The organism is Polyangium sp. y55x31 (assembly GCF_029946505.1).
Lineage (GTDB): Bacteria > Myxococcota_A > Polyangia > Polyangiales > Polyangiaceae > Polyangium.
On record NZ_JARZHG010000054.1, the window covers coordinates 1 to 14,898 of the forward strand.

A 14,898-nucleotide genomic window follows, 5' to 3' on the forward strand; every position below is an offset into this window, starting at 1 on the left:
GGAGCCGGCGGCGTGGGCGGCACAGGGGGCGCGGGCGGCGCTGGCGGCGCGGGAGGCGCTGGCGGCGCTGGAGGCGCGGGCGGCGCGGGCGGCGGGCCCGTGGCCGGGCTCGAGCTTTGCGTGCTGAATGACGCGGGCCCGGAGGGCGTTTGCGCGAGCCCCGAGGAGCTTTCGTATGGCAGCGTGCCCGCGGGGACGACACGGATGCGGCTTTTCCGCGTGGACAATGCCTCGAACGCGACCGCGTCGTTCCAGTCGGTGAGCGTGGCGAACCCCGACTTTTCCGTCGCGGTGGTCCGGTACGTGCCCGACGCGCCGAATCCGCCGATCCGCGTGCCCGTCGCGTTGCCATTCGACCGGCCGCCCGGCACGTCGCTTTATTTCGAGGTCACGTATACCTCGCCCGGCCTCGCCGAGCCGCTCGACCCGCTCGACGTGCAGGTCACGGCGACGATCGGCGGCGCCGGCGCGTCCGACGTCCTCGTGCCCATCGTCGGGACCGCGGAGGGCTGCCCGGATGGCAAGGCCGTCTGCGACGCGGATCCGACGAATGGCTGCGACACGGACATCATGACGAGCACGGACCATTGCGGCGGCTGCGACAATGCCTGCAGCTTGCCGAACACCACCGCCGTCTGCGTCGCGGGATCTTGCAAGCCCGGCGCGTGCACCACGGGGTTCGGGGATTGCAACGACGTGGCCGGCGACGGCTGCGAGACGGACGTGACGAGCAACGTGCAGCATTGCGGCGCGTGCAATGCTGCCTGCGATCTCCCGAACGCGACCGAGGCCTGCATGGGGGGCACCTGCGTGCCCGCCGTCTGCGCCGCGCCGTTCGGCAATTGCGACCAGATGCCCGGCAACGGCTGCGAGACGAACCTGCAAACGACGCTCGCCCACTGCGGCGCGTGCAACGCGCCCTGCGACCTCGCGAACGCCGCCGAGTCGTGCGTCTCGGGCGCCTGCACGCTCGGCGCCTGCGACAGCGGGTTCGGCAACTGCGACGGCGTGAGCTCGACCGGCTGCGAGACGAACGTGCAGACGAGCCTCGCCCATTGCGGCGCGTGCAATGCCGCCTGCGACCTCGCGAACGCCTCCGAGTCGTGCGTGTCCGGCGCGTGCACGCTCGGCGTCTGCGCCATGGGGTATGGCAACTGCGACGGCATGGGCGCGACCGGCTGCGAGACGAACTTCCTCAATGACGCGTCGAACTGCGGCGGCTGCAACAACAACTGCGGGATGCTCATCCCCAATGCGCAATCGACGTGCTCGTCCGGCATGTGCCAGCTCGTCTCCTGCTTGCCCGGTTATGTCGACGTCGACGGCTCCCCGCAGAACGGCTGCGAATGCCAGTTCGTCGGGGCCGACCTGCCCGACGACGGATTCGCCGACACGAACTGCGACGGCATCGACGGCGACGCCTCCGCGGCCGTGTTCGTCGCGAAAACCGGAAACGACCTGAACGCCGGCACGCGCGAGTCCCCGATGGCCACGATCTCCGCCGGCATCTCGAAGGCCGTCGTGCAGGGCAAGAAGCAGGTCTACGTGTCGCAGGGCCTCTACGACGGCCGCGTCGTGCTGGCGAACGGCGTATCCGTGTACGGCGGGTACTCGGCGCAGAACAACTGGGCCCGGAGCGCGGCCTACGTCGCCACCATTCAATCGAGCACCGTGCTGAACGGCCGCGTGAGCGCGGTCGAGGGCAAGGACCTCGTCATGGCGATGACCGTCGATCGGATGACGATCCAGACGCTCGACACGAACACGGCGGGCGTCTCGAATTATGCGATGTATTGCAACAACTGCGCGTCGCTCGTCCTGAAAAACAGCACGCTCTCCGCCGGGGCAGCCGGGCCGGGGGCGGCCGGGGCCGCGGGGACGGTCGGCGGCAACGGCGGCAACGGGGGCGCGGGCGGGCCCGGCGCCTGCGATTCGAGCACGCCGGCCGCCGGCGGCTCGGGCGGGACGAGCACGTGCAGCCGCACCGGCGGCCTCGGTGGCAAGGGCGGCGACGCGTCCGCCGGCGGAACAGGGCTCTCGGGCGTCGGTGGCACGGCCGGCGGCATCGGCGGCTCGGCTGGCAACACGGGAACGGACGGCGCCGGCGGTCAGAATGGTTCGGCGGGGCCGAACGGCGGAAACGGAGCAGGCGGCAGCGGCGGATCGACCGCGAGCCTGTTCTGGGTCGGCAATGCGGGCGTCACCGGCGTGACCGGCACGCACGGCAATGGCGGCGGCGGCGGCGGCGGCGGCGGCGGCCAGACCGGGGCGTTCGTCATCAATGGCACGGGCAACGGCGGCGGCGGCGGCGGCGCGGGTGGATGCGGCGGCACCGGCGGCGGCGGCGGCGGCGCGGGCGGGGGATCGTTCGGGCTCTTCATCATCAATTCGAACGGAATGGCCCTGTCGGGCAATACCATCAAGAGCGCGAAGGGCGGGGCCGGCGGGAGCGGCGGCGCGGGCGCCACGGGCGGGACCGGCGGGAGCGGCGGCTCGGGCGCGGCGACGTGCACGGCCGAGGTGGGCCAGGGCGGCAATGGTGGTACGGGCGGCAAGGGTGGCAATGGCGGGCACGGCGGCGGCGGCGCGGGCGGCCCCTCGTTTGCCGTGTATCGTGTCGGTAGCCCCCTGGTCTCGGTCACTGGCAACACGCTCACGCCCGGCACCGGCGGCGCGGGCGGCACCTCGCCCGGGAGCGCGGGCACCGCGGGCGCGTCCGGGCAGGTGTTCTGAGCACGTTCCCGCGCCTTTTTCCCGCGGGCCAGGGTTTACGGCCGGCGCGCTCGTCGCCTAGACTCGCGCGCCGGGGCGCTCGCGCGCCCGAGGGAGGTGTCCGTGTCCATTCGTTCGTTGTCTGCGATATCGCTCGCTTTGGTGATGCTCTGCTCCGCCGGGTGCAGCAAATCCGACTCGGCGTCCGGCGCCGAGGGGAAGGCCGCGCCGGGGCAGAAGGGCGCGGGTGAGAGCGCGGCGGCGCCGTCGGGCGGCGGGGACATGGACGCGGCGAAGGCGCTACTCGAACAGTTCTTGAAGCCCGGCGTCGATCACGCGGCGCTCACGAAGCCGCTCGAACCGACGGCCGAGGATTACAAGGCCGTCTTCAAGGAAGAGGCCGCGGGCAAGCTCGAATCGCATTACAAGAAGATGTGGTCCGACCCGAACGCGGCCGTCAAGCCGAACGACGGACAAACCCAGCTCCTCCTGTTCTCGGCGACGACGGAGGAGATCGCGGCGGGCCAGGGCGACGGGCCGAATTTCCCCGGCGGATACAAGAAGGCCGTGGAGGCGATGAAGCCGGGCGTGCGCTGGTATCGCTTCAAGTTCGTCAAGCCCGGCGAGACGATCGGCATGGCGTTCGACGGGCTCACGTTCGTGAATGGCAAATGGCGCTTCTTCCCGAAGCCTTGGCGCGGACTCGAGGGATCGTGATGGGCACGGAGAGACACGTGATCAAAAAAGAATGGCTGTTCGTGTTCGGAGGGCTCTCGGCGGCGCTCTCCGGCTGCAGCGGCGGCGAGGGGGGCTCCGGGACGAACGAGCCGGCCGACGTTTGCGCGCCTTTCATGTCGGAGGCCTCCGCGGGCGAGGTCGAGATCGTCGTCCGGAACGACCGCTCCACGCCTGTTTACCTGCGCAGCGGTATGTGCGACGCGCAGTTCTCCCTCCAGCCGCTCGGGGAGCCTGCGGGGGCGACATCGGGAAGGGCCGAGCTCACGGTCCTCGACGTCACGTGTGACGACGGCCGAACGCTCGAACAGTTCCCGCTCGATTGCTTCGACTCGTCATTGCCTTCGATCGAGCCGGGCGCGACGGTGACATTTCCCTGGAAGGGCCTGCTCTACCAGCGCGTCGCCATGCCTGCGAGCTGTTACGAAAAGGCGGATCCCGCTGGGATCAAGCCCTCCGAGTGTTCCCAGGGCTTCGCCGTCGCGCCGGGCATGGTGGAGGCGACGGTGCCGCTCTTCGCGAACGCCATGGAGAACTGCGAGGGCGGCTGCCAGACCGGGCTCGATCCGTTCGAGGTCAAAGGGACGTTCAGCTACCCCGACGAGACGACCGTCACGATCTCCGTCTCGCCCTGACTCAATGTAGATCCGCGAGGAGCTTGTCCGCCGTGAGTTTGTCGGCGGCGAGCCCGCCGAAGTACCGCATGAGGCCCGCCTCCTCGTACCGCGGCATGATCCGCGGCGAGAGCAGGCCGATCTCGCGCAGGTTCGGCACGAGGCGGCTGAACATCGTGGTCCGGAACTCCACCATCCCCTTCGACCGGTCCACCACCCCTCGCCACTGGGCGCGCGTCATCCGGCCCTCGAACCACTCGTCGTAGACCTCGTATGCGGCGAAGCGGTTGCGCATGAGCAGCGCGACCTCGAACGCCCAGTCCTCACGCTCCTGCCGCTCGCGCTCCGTGATGTATTTCGTGAAGTGCTCGCGCAGCGCGCACACGCCGTAATGCACGTGCCGCGCCTCGTCCTGGATGACCATCTTGAGCAGCTCCTTCAAGAGCGGCTCCTTCGTCAGCTTGTACAGCGTGCCGAACGCGCCGAGCGCGAGGCCCTCGACCATGATCTGCATGCCGAGGAACTTCATGTCCCAGCGGCCGTCGGTCATGAGCGAGTCGATGATCACGAAGAGGTTGTCGTTGATCTGGTAGAGCTTGTGGAGCTTCGTATCGAGGTAGCGGTTGAAGACCTCGACGTGGCGGCCCTCGTCCATCACCTGCGTGGCGCCGTAGAGCTTGCCGTCGAAGAACTGGACGGCCTCGGTCACCTGCGCGGCGGCGAAGAGCGCGCCCTGCTCGCCGTGCAGGAACTGGCTCAGCATCCAGGCGCACATGCTGTAGCTGAGCTGTGTCCGCTCGTTTTTGTCGATCTTGATGCCGAGCGCCTCGATCTCCTCGAACGAGAGGAACTCCTCGGGGATGAGCGGGCGCTCGGGATCAAAAGGATCGACGCTCGTGTGCCAGGGCAGGTCGTCGCCGTTCCACTGCCCGACCTTGGCGCGGCGGTAGAGGTCGGCCATCTCGGGCTGATCGCTCGGGTACGTCCAGTCGAAATGGGCCACGTGTGTCGCGGGCATGTCCGTCGGCGTGCCTTGCTTGCCGCGGTGCAGGATCAAGCCCCGCACGCCTGAGGGGCCGAGCGCGCCGAGCACCTTGGGATCCTTGACCGAGAGGAGGACGTCGAGGGCCTCGAAATACGCGTCGATCTGCGATTGCATCCTCGGCGGCAGGAACCTCGTGAGCCGGCTCGTGTCGAACATGTCGTGTCTCCTCCGAAAACCGTTGCACCTCAAAGTGTCGCGAGGAAGTTCCTCGCCAGAGCGTCGTGGTAGCGGACCAGAAAGGCGTTGATGAGCGGCAACGCCCGCTCGACCATGGACGCGGCCTGCTCGGGCGAGAGCGAGGAGAGGCGCTCGGCGAGGAGCTTCGCCTCGCGGGTGAAGAGCGCGCCCATGGCCTCCTCGTACATCAGGATGTCGCGCGCCGAAAAACCGATCGACTCGTCGAAGCCGATCCGCCGGAACTCGGCGAACGTCTCCAGGATCCACGTGTCGTCGCTCGCCACGACGAGACGCGCGCGGCCCGAGGCGTCGTGCTCCTCGGCGGCCGCGATGAGCCCGAGCTCGACCATGTCCTCGAGATCTTTCCGTGAAAGACCGAGCTTCTTGATGAGCTCGTTCGCGTCCGCGGTCGTGGGTTTGTCCGCGCGCGCGCCGAGCGTGGCGCTGAGGCGCGCCTTCACCTCGTGGACGAACCTGCGTTGCGCGGGGCTGAAGGCCTCGTCGCGCTCCTCGAGCAGGGCCTTGATCGCGCGCAGCGGGAGGAAGCGCTCGTGCTGGAGCTTGCGCACGAGGAGGATGCGGGCGAGGTGCGGCTCGCCGTAATAGGCCATGTTGCGGCCGGTCTTGTGGCCCTCCGGCACGAGGCCTTGCTGGATGTAGAAATGAATGACCTGCCGCGGCAGGCCCGTCCGCTCGCAGAGGTCCTTCATGCGATACGGATAGGCCTCGCGGTCCACCGCGGGACGCGCGGGCTCCTTGCTCGCGATCGCGACGTCCATCACGGGACTTCCACCGTGCACGGCGCTGCCGCGTGGGACACGCACGCGAGGACGAACCCCTGGCTCCGTTCCTCCTCGTGCAGGCAATTCGGCTCTTCGCTCGTCACGTTCCCCGAGAGGAGCTTCACCTTGCACACGCCGCACCCGCCCATCGTACACGAGAAAGGCATGGGCAGGGACGCGCCGAGGCCCGCTTCGAGCAGGGTTTGTCCGGGAGCCGCGGAGACGATCTTCGTGCGGCCGCGCAGGCGGATCTCGACCAGGGCAGAGGCCTTGGGCAGCTCGGGCGTCGTGCGACGCGCGGGCGCGGAGAATCGTTCTTCGTGGATGCGCGCGGGCTCGACGCCGCGGGCGAGGAGGGCCTCGCGCGCCGCGATCATCATCGGCTCGGGGCCGCAGACGTAATATTCGGCGGCGTCCGCGTCGAGGCCCGAGGACGCGGCGATCGCGTCGAGCTCGCGCGTGACGTTGTCGTGATCGAGCAGGCCGGTGCGTCCGGTGAAACCCTCGGGTGGATCGGAGAGCACGTGGCGGAGCGTGAAGCGGTCCGCGTGGTCTCGAGCGAGGGATTCGAGCGATTCGCGGAAGATGACGTCGGCCTCGCCGCGGTTTCCGTACACGAGCGAGACGCGGCTTTCGGGCTCGCGGGCGAGCGTGGTCCGCGTGATCGAGGCGAGCGGGGTGATGCCGCTGCCGCCCGCGATGAGCACGAGATGCCTTCGCGCGGCGGGGTCCGGCGTCACGATGAAGTTGCCCGAGGGGCCGAGCACGTCGAGGACGTCGCCCTCCGCAACGCGCTCGTTCAGGTGGTTCGAGGCGCGCCCGCCGGGCATTCGTTTGATGGTGATCGTCACCTCGGCGGCGGCGCCGTCCTCGTCGGGCAGGCTCGAGATCGAATAGGCGCGACGGAGCACCTCGCCGCTCGCGAGCGTGACGAGCACGGTGAAGAACTGGCCCGGCACGAACGTGATGCGGCGGCCTTCGGGATCGGTGAGCGTGAGCGAGACGGCGTCCTTGGTCTCGCGCACGACGCGGGTGACGCGGAGCCTGCGCGGCGTGATGCCGGGGCTTGGCTCGGGCGTGACGGCGATGAGGTGCCGGGCGAGCGGCTCGCGGACCGAGTAGGGCGCGGGGCGCGCGCCGGTGAAGTCGTTCAAGACCGTGCGCACGTCGCGCACCAGCGCTTCGAGCCGGACGACGATCGTGGCGGGCAGGAGCGCCGCGGGCCCGCTGCCTCTTCGCGCCTCGTTCGCCCTCTCGCCGCCGCTCTGGGCCTTGTCGAGCTCCATGGCTCGCTTCTACCCGTCGGGTCTGCCAAGTGTCAAGTGTCACTTGACACTACGCGCTGGCGGCGGCGCTTCCGGGGCGGCCGTCGTGGGGGAGGCCGCCGCCGTCGTCGTCCGCGGGGGTTGCAGCTATCGGGTGTCCGAGACGAGGCACGAAATCGACGAGGCGACGATAAGTACGGAAAAGACCAGCGATAGATGCTTCATGTTCGTACCATCGGCGCTGGTTCGTCGGCGGGACGAGTTGTCATCCAGCCTGCACCATGCTTTCCTCGATACCGTGAGCTACCTGTTCGTCGCGTACCTGTACGACAAACGTCGCTGCTCGGCGAAAACCATCGCGGATCCGTGGGCCGACGCGGAGCCGGGTTTCGCGGGCGAGAGCCTCGTGCGTGTCGCCGTGAGCCCGCGCGTCGAGGCGGTGTTCTACATCCCCGGAAATTTCCGGCTCAAATCGCAGGCATTCTCGTTCGGCTGCGAGGTGTTCCTGGTGGACGACTGGGCCGCGGCGCCGGCCGACGCGCTCCGGAGGGCAGGCGCGCGCGATTGGCAATACGTGGCGTGGGCGTCGTCGGACATGAACGACTACGACGTGGCCATGCGTTTTACGCCCGACGGATTCGACGGCCGCGCGATGATCGACGGGGAGGGCGAGCGCGTCGCGATCGACAAGGGGCTCGTCCAGACGTACGAAAAAAAGACGATCGCGGCCTCGCCGCAGGAGCTCGGGTTCGGGACCGAGGGCAACGCGGCGTTCGACGAGGAGGCGTTCGAGCGTGCGCTCGTGGAGCGTGAAGAGCCTTTCCGTCCTGGGCTTCTGGTGCACGATACGCTCGGCGTGACGCGCGGAAAGGTGATCGACGCGCTCCACAACGTGGCCGATGGTCAAGGCGAGGTGCTGTGGCCCAAAGGCGGGCCGCTGGATACGCAGGCTCTTCGCCGCGCGATCACGGAAGCCGAGGATCCGATCGTGCCCGCGCTGCCGCTCTGGGAGCATCTGCGCGTCGAGACGAAGAAGCCCGAGAGCGGGCAGAGGAGAAAAAGGGCGAGGATGAAGGCAGGTTGATTCAGGGGCCCGCGCCGAAGCGGCGCTCGACGGCGACGAACGTCGAGCCGGCGATCCGGAAGGGCATCGGCATCAGGTCCGCGGGCATCGGCGCGCGGAGGAGCTGCTCGGGCAAGGCATAGGTCCGATCGACCACGCGCACCGATACGGGCGCGCCGGGCGTAATGTCGATGGACCACTCGATGCCCTCCGCGGGCAAACCCTGGAAGGTGAAACCCCAAGGCTCGTCGGTCGTCGGGCGAAATTCGCTCGGCTCGTCCACGCGGCGCCCGTCGATCGTGCCGCCGCGAATGGGCGCCTCGGAGGTGACGGAGACGAGGACGAACGGCGCGCTCCGGCCCGAGCGAAGACGAAAGCGGAGGGTGCGGATCCCGTCGTGAAGGGTGTCGCCGAGGGATTCGAGCTGGGGAGGCAGGACGTCGAGCGGCGGCGCCTCGGCCTCGTGCCTGAGCGTGCCCTGGCCGTGGAATGAAAATCGCGGGGCGCGGCGCGTGGCTTCCGGGATGTGCAAGGCCGTCCAGGGAGCCGGCTTTTGATCGGTCGTCGTCCAGGCGGCTTCACGTCGATCGGCGTCGAGAGCATATGCGAGGCATGCAGGGCGGGGCTGCGCCGGCGAGAATGGGTTCGTCGCGACGGCCAGGCCGAGCAGGACCACGCAAACGCCGGTGAGGCCGAGCGCGGGTTTTCGAGAGGCGCCCGCGCCGAGGACTTCGAAGAGCGGGGCGATGAGGCCTGCGAGGAGCACGACGACGGCGACCGCCGGCGCGGCGCGGGGCAACCCGAGGGCGATGAAGAGGAGGTAAGGGACCGGGACGACGAGGACGAGCGCGGGAAGCGCGGAAAGCAGGAGCCAGAGGCCGCTCGACGGCGATTGCGGAGAAGGGCGCCTTTGCCAGACGAGCAAGCCCGCGAGGGACGCGGCGAGCGGGAGGGCAAAAAGAAAACTCGCGCCCGGGAGGAGCGCGGCCGTCGCGAGGGCGAGGAGGAGCCAGGCCGCGGCCGCGCCGAGCGCGAGCTCGAATGGGGAGAGGCGTGCCCGGAAAAACCGATAGGCGGCGGCATACACGGTGGCGCCGAGCAGGGCGAAGGCGATACGCGCGAGGCCGGGATCGAAGGGATCTCCGCGGAAAACGCCCCACGCGGGCGCGAGGGCGCGCAGCGCGGCGACGATCCCGACCGTGAGCGCGGCCGCGACCACGAGCGAGCCAAGAAGCGCGCCGAGCCCGGCGAGCACACGCGCGGGGCGCGCTTGCCCGCGCCGGATCGCGAAAACGAGCGCGAGGACGAACAGCGCCGCGGGGATCATCGCAATCGGCAGCGCCCATGCGCGGCCGTACACGACGAGGCCGAGGCCTGGGACGTCGAAATAGACGACCGGCTCGGCCCCGAGGGTCGTGAGATCGATGTCGCCGAAGCGTCGCGCGAGGGCGAGCGCGAGCGTCCCCGCGTGCGCGAGGGTCCGCCGGTCGAGGTGCGCCGGGTCGTCGACGGGCGCGTGGTAATGGGTAGCGCCGTCGGCAAACGCGAAATTCATCCCGAGCACGCGGGCCTCTCGGAAGGGAAAAAAATCGGTCTGGTGGCCGAGGCGGCGCGAGATCTCGGGGAAGAGCGACGACGCGACGGGATCCGGAACGGCGTCCGCGAAATGCCGCACGAGCGCGCCGGCGCCGGCGCTCGTCTCGATGAGCCCGACGGGGCCGCGCGTGCCACGCGCGTCGAAATTCAGCACGAGGCCGATGTCGCGGAACGACGGGTGTTCCTGGACGAATACGTTCCCGCCGAGGACGCCGGCTTCCTCGGCGTCCGTGAACAGGAAGATCACGTCGTTGCGGAGCGCCGGGCCCTCGCGGAGGGCGCGGGCCGTCTCCAGCAGGACGGCGACGCCGCTCGCGTCGTCGGCCGCGCCGGGGGCATTGGGCACGGAATCGTAATGGGCGACGAGCGCGAGGGCCGGGCCCCGCTCGCGCCCGGGCAAACGCGCGACGAGGTTTTCCACGCGGGCGACGTCGTACGGCACGCCCCAGTGTGTGCCGAGCGCCGTGGCGCGCTGGATCTCCACCGAAATGCCGAGGCGCGCGAGCTCGCCGCGGATGAAATCCCGCGCGTCGTCGTGGCCCGAGGTGCCCGGAGGTCGCGGAGATGCGGCGAGGCGCGTGACGTGGGCCGCGGCGCGATCGACGGAAAACCCTTGCGGCGACGCGCTCGGCGGTGGGTCTTTCGGGACGAACCCCCGGATGCGGAGGGCGACGATCACGAGGAGGGCGAGGAGGAGCGCGGCGCGCAGGGCCATCGGGGGCACGCGGAGGGCAGGCGTGGCCTCCTCGCGTCCGGGCCGAGGGCAGGCTTCCGGGCGCTTTTCCGGCTTGTTCGTCATGTCCCGAGGCTACCACTGCCGCGGCACGAGGCACGTCGATTGAATTTTGGTCACAACGGCCCGGGCTGGCGTCTATCCTGTGCGCCCCCGGCGCCCCCAGGAGGTTCGTTCGTGTCCGCTCGTGTTCTTCTCGCCCGCACGTCCCCGCTCGTCCTCGCGATCCTCGCCTTGCCCGCGTGTCGGGTCGAAGAGAAGGCCGCCCCGACGCCGCCGCCGCTCGCCGCGCCCGCCGCCGCGCCCGCGCCTTCGAGCGAGGGCGAGGCGCGGGACGCGCGCGCGGAGTTCATCCGGTCGCGCTACACGAAATACGAGTATCGCATTCCCATGCGCGACGGCGTTCGGCTCTTCACGGCGGTGTACGTACCGAACGACGCCAGCCCATCACGGAAGTATCCGTTCCTCATGATGCGCACGCCCTACTCCGTGGGGCCGTACGGGGCCGATCGGTATCGCAGGCGTTTTCTCACGGAGGCCTTCGAGAAGGAGGGCTTCATCTTCGTGCATCAGGACGTGCGCGGCCGCTACATGTCCGAGGGCGAGTTCGTGAACGTGCGCCCGCACCTCGACAAGAAGGGGCCGAAGGACATCGACGAGAGCACGGATACGTACGACACGCTCGAGTGGTTGACGAAAAACGTGGCCGGGAACAATGGGCGCGCGGGCATGCTCGGGGTGTCGTATCCGGGGTTTTATTCGTCGGCGGGCGCGATCGACTCGCACCCGTCCTTGAAGGCGATCTCGCCGCAGGCGCCGATCGGGGACTGGTTCCGCGGCGACGACATGCACCGGCACGGCGCCTTCAATTTGCAGCTCGCGTTCCATTTCTTCGGCTCGTTCGACAAACCGCGGCCGAAGCCCACGGAGGACAGCGAGGACGACTGGGAGGGGGTCGACTACGGGACGCCGGACGCGTATCGGTTTTTCCTCTCCGCGGGGCCCTTGTCCGAGGCCGAGGCGAAGCATTTCAAGGGCGAGCGCCCGTTCTTCCGCGACATCGTGGCGCACCCGAACTACGACGCGTTCTGGCAAGCCCGGAACATCCTGCCCCACCTGCGCAACATCAAGGCCGCCGTGCTCGTCGTGGGAGGGTTTTACGATACCGAGGATCTCTATGGCCCGCTCGCCACGTACCGCGCGATCGAGGCGCAAAACCCGGGCGCGAAGAATTCGCTCGTGATGGGGCCGTGGAAACACGGAGGCTGGAACCACGGGCCCGGGGACAAGCTCGGCGACGCGGAGTTCGGGTTCGCGACGTCGACCGTGCTCCAGGATCTCGAGCTCGCGTTCTTCAAGCATCACCTGAAGGACGGGCCGGACCCGGAGCTCGCCGAGGCGCTGGTCTTCGAGGCGGGCGCCAATCGCTTCCGGCGCCTCGACGCCTGGCCCCCGCGCGAGGCGAAGAAGGGGCGGCTTTATCTGCAAGGGAGCGGCGCGCTGTCGTTCGAGCCGCCGAAGAACGCGGAGGCCGAGAGCGACGAATACCTGAGCGACCCGGACAAACCAGTGCCGTACACGCAGGAGATGGCGAATGGCTGGTCGTCGAGCTACATGGCCGAGGATCAGCGGTTCGCGTCGCGCAGGCCCGACGTGCTCGAATATCGCTCGGAGCCGCTCGAGCAGGACGTCACGCTCGCGGGTCCGCTCGAAGCCGAGCTGTGGGTGAGCACGACGGGCTCCGACGCGGACTGGGTGGTGAAGCTCATCGACGAGAACCCCGGAAAGATGCCGGGGTTCAAGAAGGAAGACCGGTGGGACGGCAAGAAGGACCGCGGCGGCCAGCAGACCCTCGTGCGCGGCGAGCCGTTCCGCGGCCGGTTCCGCGAGAGCTACGAGGCGCCGAAGCCGTTCGTCCCGGGCGAGCCGACGAAGGTGAAGTTCGCGGTGAACGACGTGTTCCACACCTTCAAACGCGGGCACCGGATCGTGATCCAGGTGCAATCGACCTGGTTCCCGTTCATCGATCGAAACCCGCAGAAATTCGTGCCGAACATCTTCGAGGCCAAGCCGGGTGATTACACGAAGGCGACGCACCGCGTGTATCGCTCCCAGGCGATGCCGAGCGCGCTGGAAGTGACGATCCTCCCGGCGCTGGACGAGTAGGTTTTTCTTCGCACCTCGAACGATCTCCGGTACGCTCGCGCCGAACCCGCGATGACCACGATGGACCCCACCGCCGAGCCCGCCGCGCCTGAAGAGTCCGCCGCCCGGACGGAGAACGCACCCGCGAAGGACCCCGAGCAACAATGGCTCGATACGGTCTATCGCAAAGGGGAAAAACAGCTCACGCCGCGCGCGATCGTCGCCGGGATGCTCATCGGCGGGGTGATGTGTTTGTCCAACCTCTACGTCTTTTTCAAGACGGGGTGGAGCCTCGGCGTCACGTTGACCGCGTGCATCCTGGCGTTCGCCGTCTTCGAGCTGCTTCGCGCGGCGAAGCTGACGAGGAGCGAGTTCACGATCCTGGAGAACAACGCGATGGGCTCGGTCGCGTCCGCGGCCGGGTACATGACGGGCGGCGGGAACATGGCGGCGTTCGGCGCGCTGCTCATGGTCACGACGATGCGGCCGAGCGCGATCTGGCTCATGCTCTGGTTCGGCGTGATCGCGGCGATGGGCGTGTTCGCGGCGATCCCGATCAAGCGGCAGCTCATCAACAAGGAGGCGCTCGCCTTCCCGACGGGGACGGCGACGGCCGAGACGTTGCGCTCGATGCACGATGCGGTGCACCACGGAGACGCGGGCGCCGAAGGCGCGGGCGCGGGCAAGGAGAAGGCGCGGCTGCTCGGGATCGCGGGGCTCATGGGCGCGCTGCTCGCGTTCTTGCGGGACGCGAAGGCGGCGTGGATCCCGTTCAACCTGCCGAGCTCGATCGCGCTGCCCTTCACGATCGCGGGGCGCGCGGCGAAGGACTGGACGATCATGCTGAACTGCGAGCTCGTGCTGGTCGGCGCGGGCGCGCTCATGAGCTTCCGCACGGCATGGTCGCTCTTGCTGTCGGGGATGGCCGGCTACGCGATCCTCGCGCCGCGGCTCGCGGCGGAGCACGCGATCAAAGAGGTGAGCTACAAGGCGATCGTCGGGTGGACGCTCTGGCCAGGCGCCGCGATCCTCGTGGCCTCGGGCCTGACGAGCTTTTTGCTCGATTACAAGAGCATCGTCCGGTCGTTCCGGGGTTTGTCGGGGATATTCACGGGCGGCGCGAAGAAATCCGAGAAGGAGGAGCCGATCGCGGCGGTGGAGTGCCCGGCCTGGTGGTTCCCCGCGGGGTTCGCCGTGCTCGCGCCGATCGTGATCCTCTTGATGGGTTTCCTCTTCAAGATCCCGTTCTGGGCCGGGATCGTGGCGGTGCCGCTCGCGGTCGTGATGGGGTTCGTCGCGGCGCGCGTGACGGGCGAGACGGACGTGACGCCGACGAAGGCGCTCGGGCCGGTGACGCAGGCGGTGTACGGGCTTTTGACGCCCGGCAATCTCGCCGGCAACATCATGAGCGCGAACGTGACGGGCGGGGTCGGGCTGCATTCGGCGGATTTGCTGACCGACCTGAAGAGCGGGTGGCTGCTCGGCGCGAGCCCGCGGCAGCAGCTCAAAGGGCAGCTCTTCGGCGTGGTGGCCGGGGCGCTCGTCGTGGTGCCGGCCTTCTGGCTCATCATGCCGGACCCGTCCGTGCTCGGCAGCGAGGAATGGCCCGCGCCCTCGTGCCTCGTGTGGGCCGGCGTTTCGAAGGCATTCGCAGGCGGGCTCGGCGGTTTGCCCGCGGGGGCGGACCGGGCGATGGTGATCGGCCTCGTGCTCGGGGTCGTGCTCGCGCTCGCGGAGCGATTCGCGCCGAAGAAGCTGCTCCCGTTCATTCCCTCGCCCTCGGGCCTCGGCATCGCGCTCGTGATCCCGGCGAGCAACGCGATCGCGATGTTCATCGGGGCGACGATCGCGCACGTGCTGCGCAAGACGAAGCCGGCCCTCGGCGAACGTCTGACGGTCCCGGTGTCGAGCGGGTGGATCGCGGGCGAGAGCTTGATGGGAATCGCGATCAAGCTGCTCGTGGTGGCCGGTGTGCTGCAGAAGTAGGTGGAGCCACGCGGTGACGAGCCGGTTGCGCGCGAAACGCCGTGG

The 14,898-nt window shown here is 69.1% G+C and carries 9 protein-coding genes and 1 pseudogene; 6 read left to right on the forward strand and 4 right to left on the reverse strand.

The genetic code is table 11. From position 1 onward, the window contains the following. The 3 genes and pseudogenes from QHF84_RS46230 to QHF84_RS46240 form a co-directional block, all read left to right on the forward strand. Positions 1-2,733 (forward strand): annotated as a pseudogene (locus tag QHF84_RS46230) (hypothetical protein); the annotation flags it as partial. A 102-nt stretch (positions 2,734-2,835) separates the two neighbouring features. Further along, on the forward strand, positions 2,836-3,429 hold the full coding sequence (locus tag QHF84_RS46235) for a hypothetical protein (RefSeq protein ID WP_281320030.1): 594 nt from the start codon (positions 2,836-2,838) through the stop codon (positions 3,427-3,429). Positions 3,430-3,446: 17 nt separating this feature from the next. Then, on the forward strand, positions 3,447-4,082 hold the full coding sequence (locus QHF84_RS46240) for a hypothetical protein (RefSeq protein ID WP_281320031.1): 636 nt from the start codon (positions 3,447-3,449) through the stop codon (positions 4,080-4,082). Between the two features lies 1 nt (position 4,083). Here the strand turns inward: QHF84_RS46240 and QHF84_RS46245 are convergent, their stop codons facing one another. The 3 genes from QHF84_RS46245 to QHF84_RS46255 are packed head-to-tail and all read right to left on the reverse strand — an operon-like array spanning position 4,084 to position 7,351. Continuing rightward, the gene (locus QHF84_RS46245; RefSeq protein ID WP_281320032.1) at positions 4,084-5,262 is read right to left on the reverse strand and encodes a ferritin-like domain-containing protein; all 1,179 of its coding nucleotides are present in this window, start codon (positions 5,260-5,262) and stop codon (positions 4,084-4,086) included. Between the two features lie 29 nt (positions 5,263-5,291). Beyond that, a complete protein-coding gene (locus QHF84_RS46250; RefSeq protein WP_281320082.1) occupies positions 5,292-6,062 on the reverse strand; it encodes a MerR family transcriptional regulator in 771 nt (256 codons plus the stop codon). Then, positions 6,062-7,351 carry a ferredoxin--NADP reductase gene (locus QHF84_RS46255; RefSeq protein WP_281320033.1) on the reverse strand — a complete coding sequence of 430 codons (1,290 nt, stop codon included), beginning with the start codon at positions 7,349-7,351 and terminating at the stop codon, positions 6,062-6,064. Before QHF84_RS46255 ends, QHF84_RS46250 begins: the two co-directional genes overlap by 1 nt. A gap of 85 nt (positions 7,352-7,436) precedes the next feature. Here QHF84_RS46255 and QHF84_RS46260 point away from each other — a divergent pair, with 85 nt between their 5' ends. Next, positions 7,437-8,414 carry a hypothetical protein gene (locus QHF84_RS46260; protein WP_281320034.1) on the forward strand — a complete coding sequence of 326 codons (978 nt, stop codon included), beginning with the start codon at positions 7,437-7,439 and terminating at the stop codon, positions 8,412-8,414. 1 nt (position 8,415) lies between these two features. On the opposite strand, the gene QHF84_RS46265 is transcribed toward QHF84_RS46260, so the two are convergent. Next, entirely contained in the window at positions 8,416-10,788 is a 2,373-nt protein-coding gene (locus tag QHF84_RS46265; RefSeq protein ID WP_281320035.1) for a M20/M25/M40 family metallo-hydrolase, read from the reverse strand. Positions 10,789-10,899: 111 nt separating this feature from the next. Between QHF84_RS46265 and QHF84_RS46270 the strand changes: the two genes are divergently transcribed. Next, positions 10,900-12,888 carry a CocE/NonD family hydrolase gene (locus QHF84_RS46270; protein WP_281320036.1) on the forward strand — a complete coding sequence of 663 codons (1,989 nt, stop codon included), beginning with the start codon at positions 10,900-10,902 and terminating at the stop codon, positions 12,886-12,888. 60 nt (positions 12,889-12,948) lie between these two features. After that, positions 12,949-14,853, forward strand: coding sequence for an OPT family oligopeptide transporter (locus QHF84_RS46275; protein WP_348652940.1), 1,905 nt, complete (start codon positions 12,949-12,951; stop codon positions 14,851-14,853). Positions 14,854-14,898 lie beyond the last annotated feature (45 nt).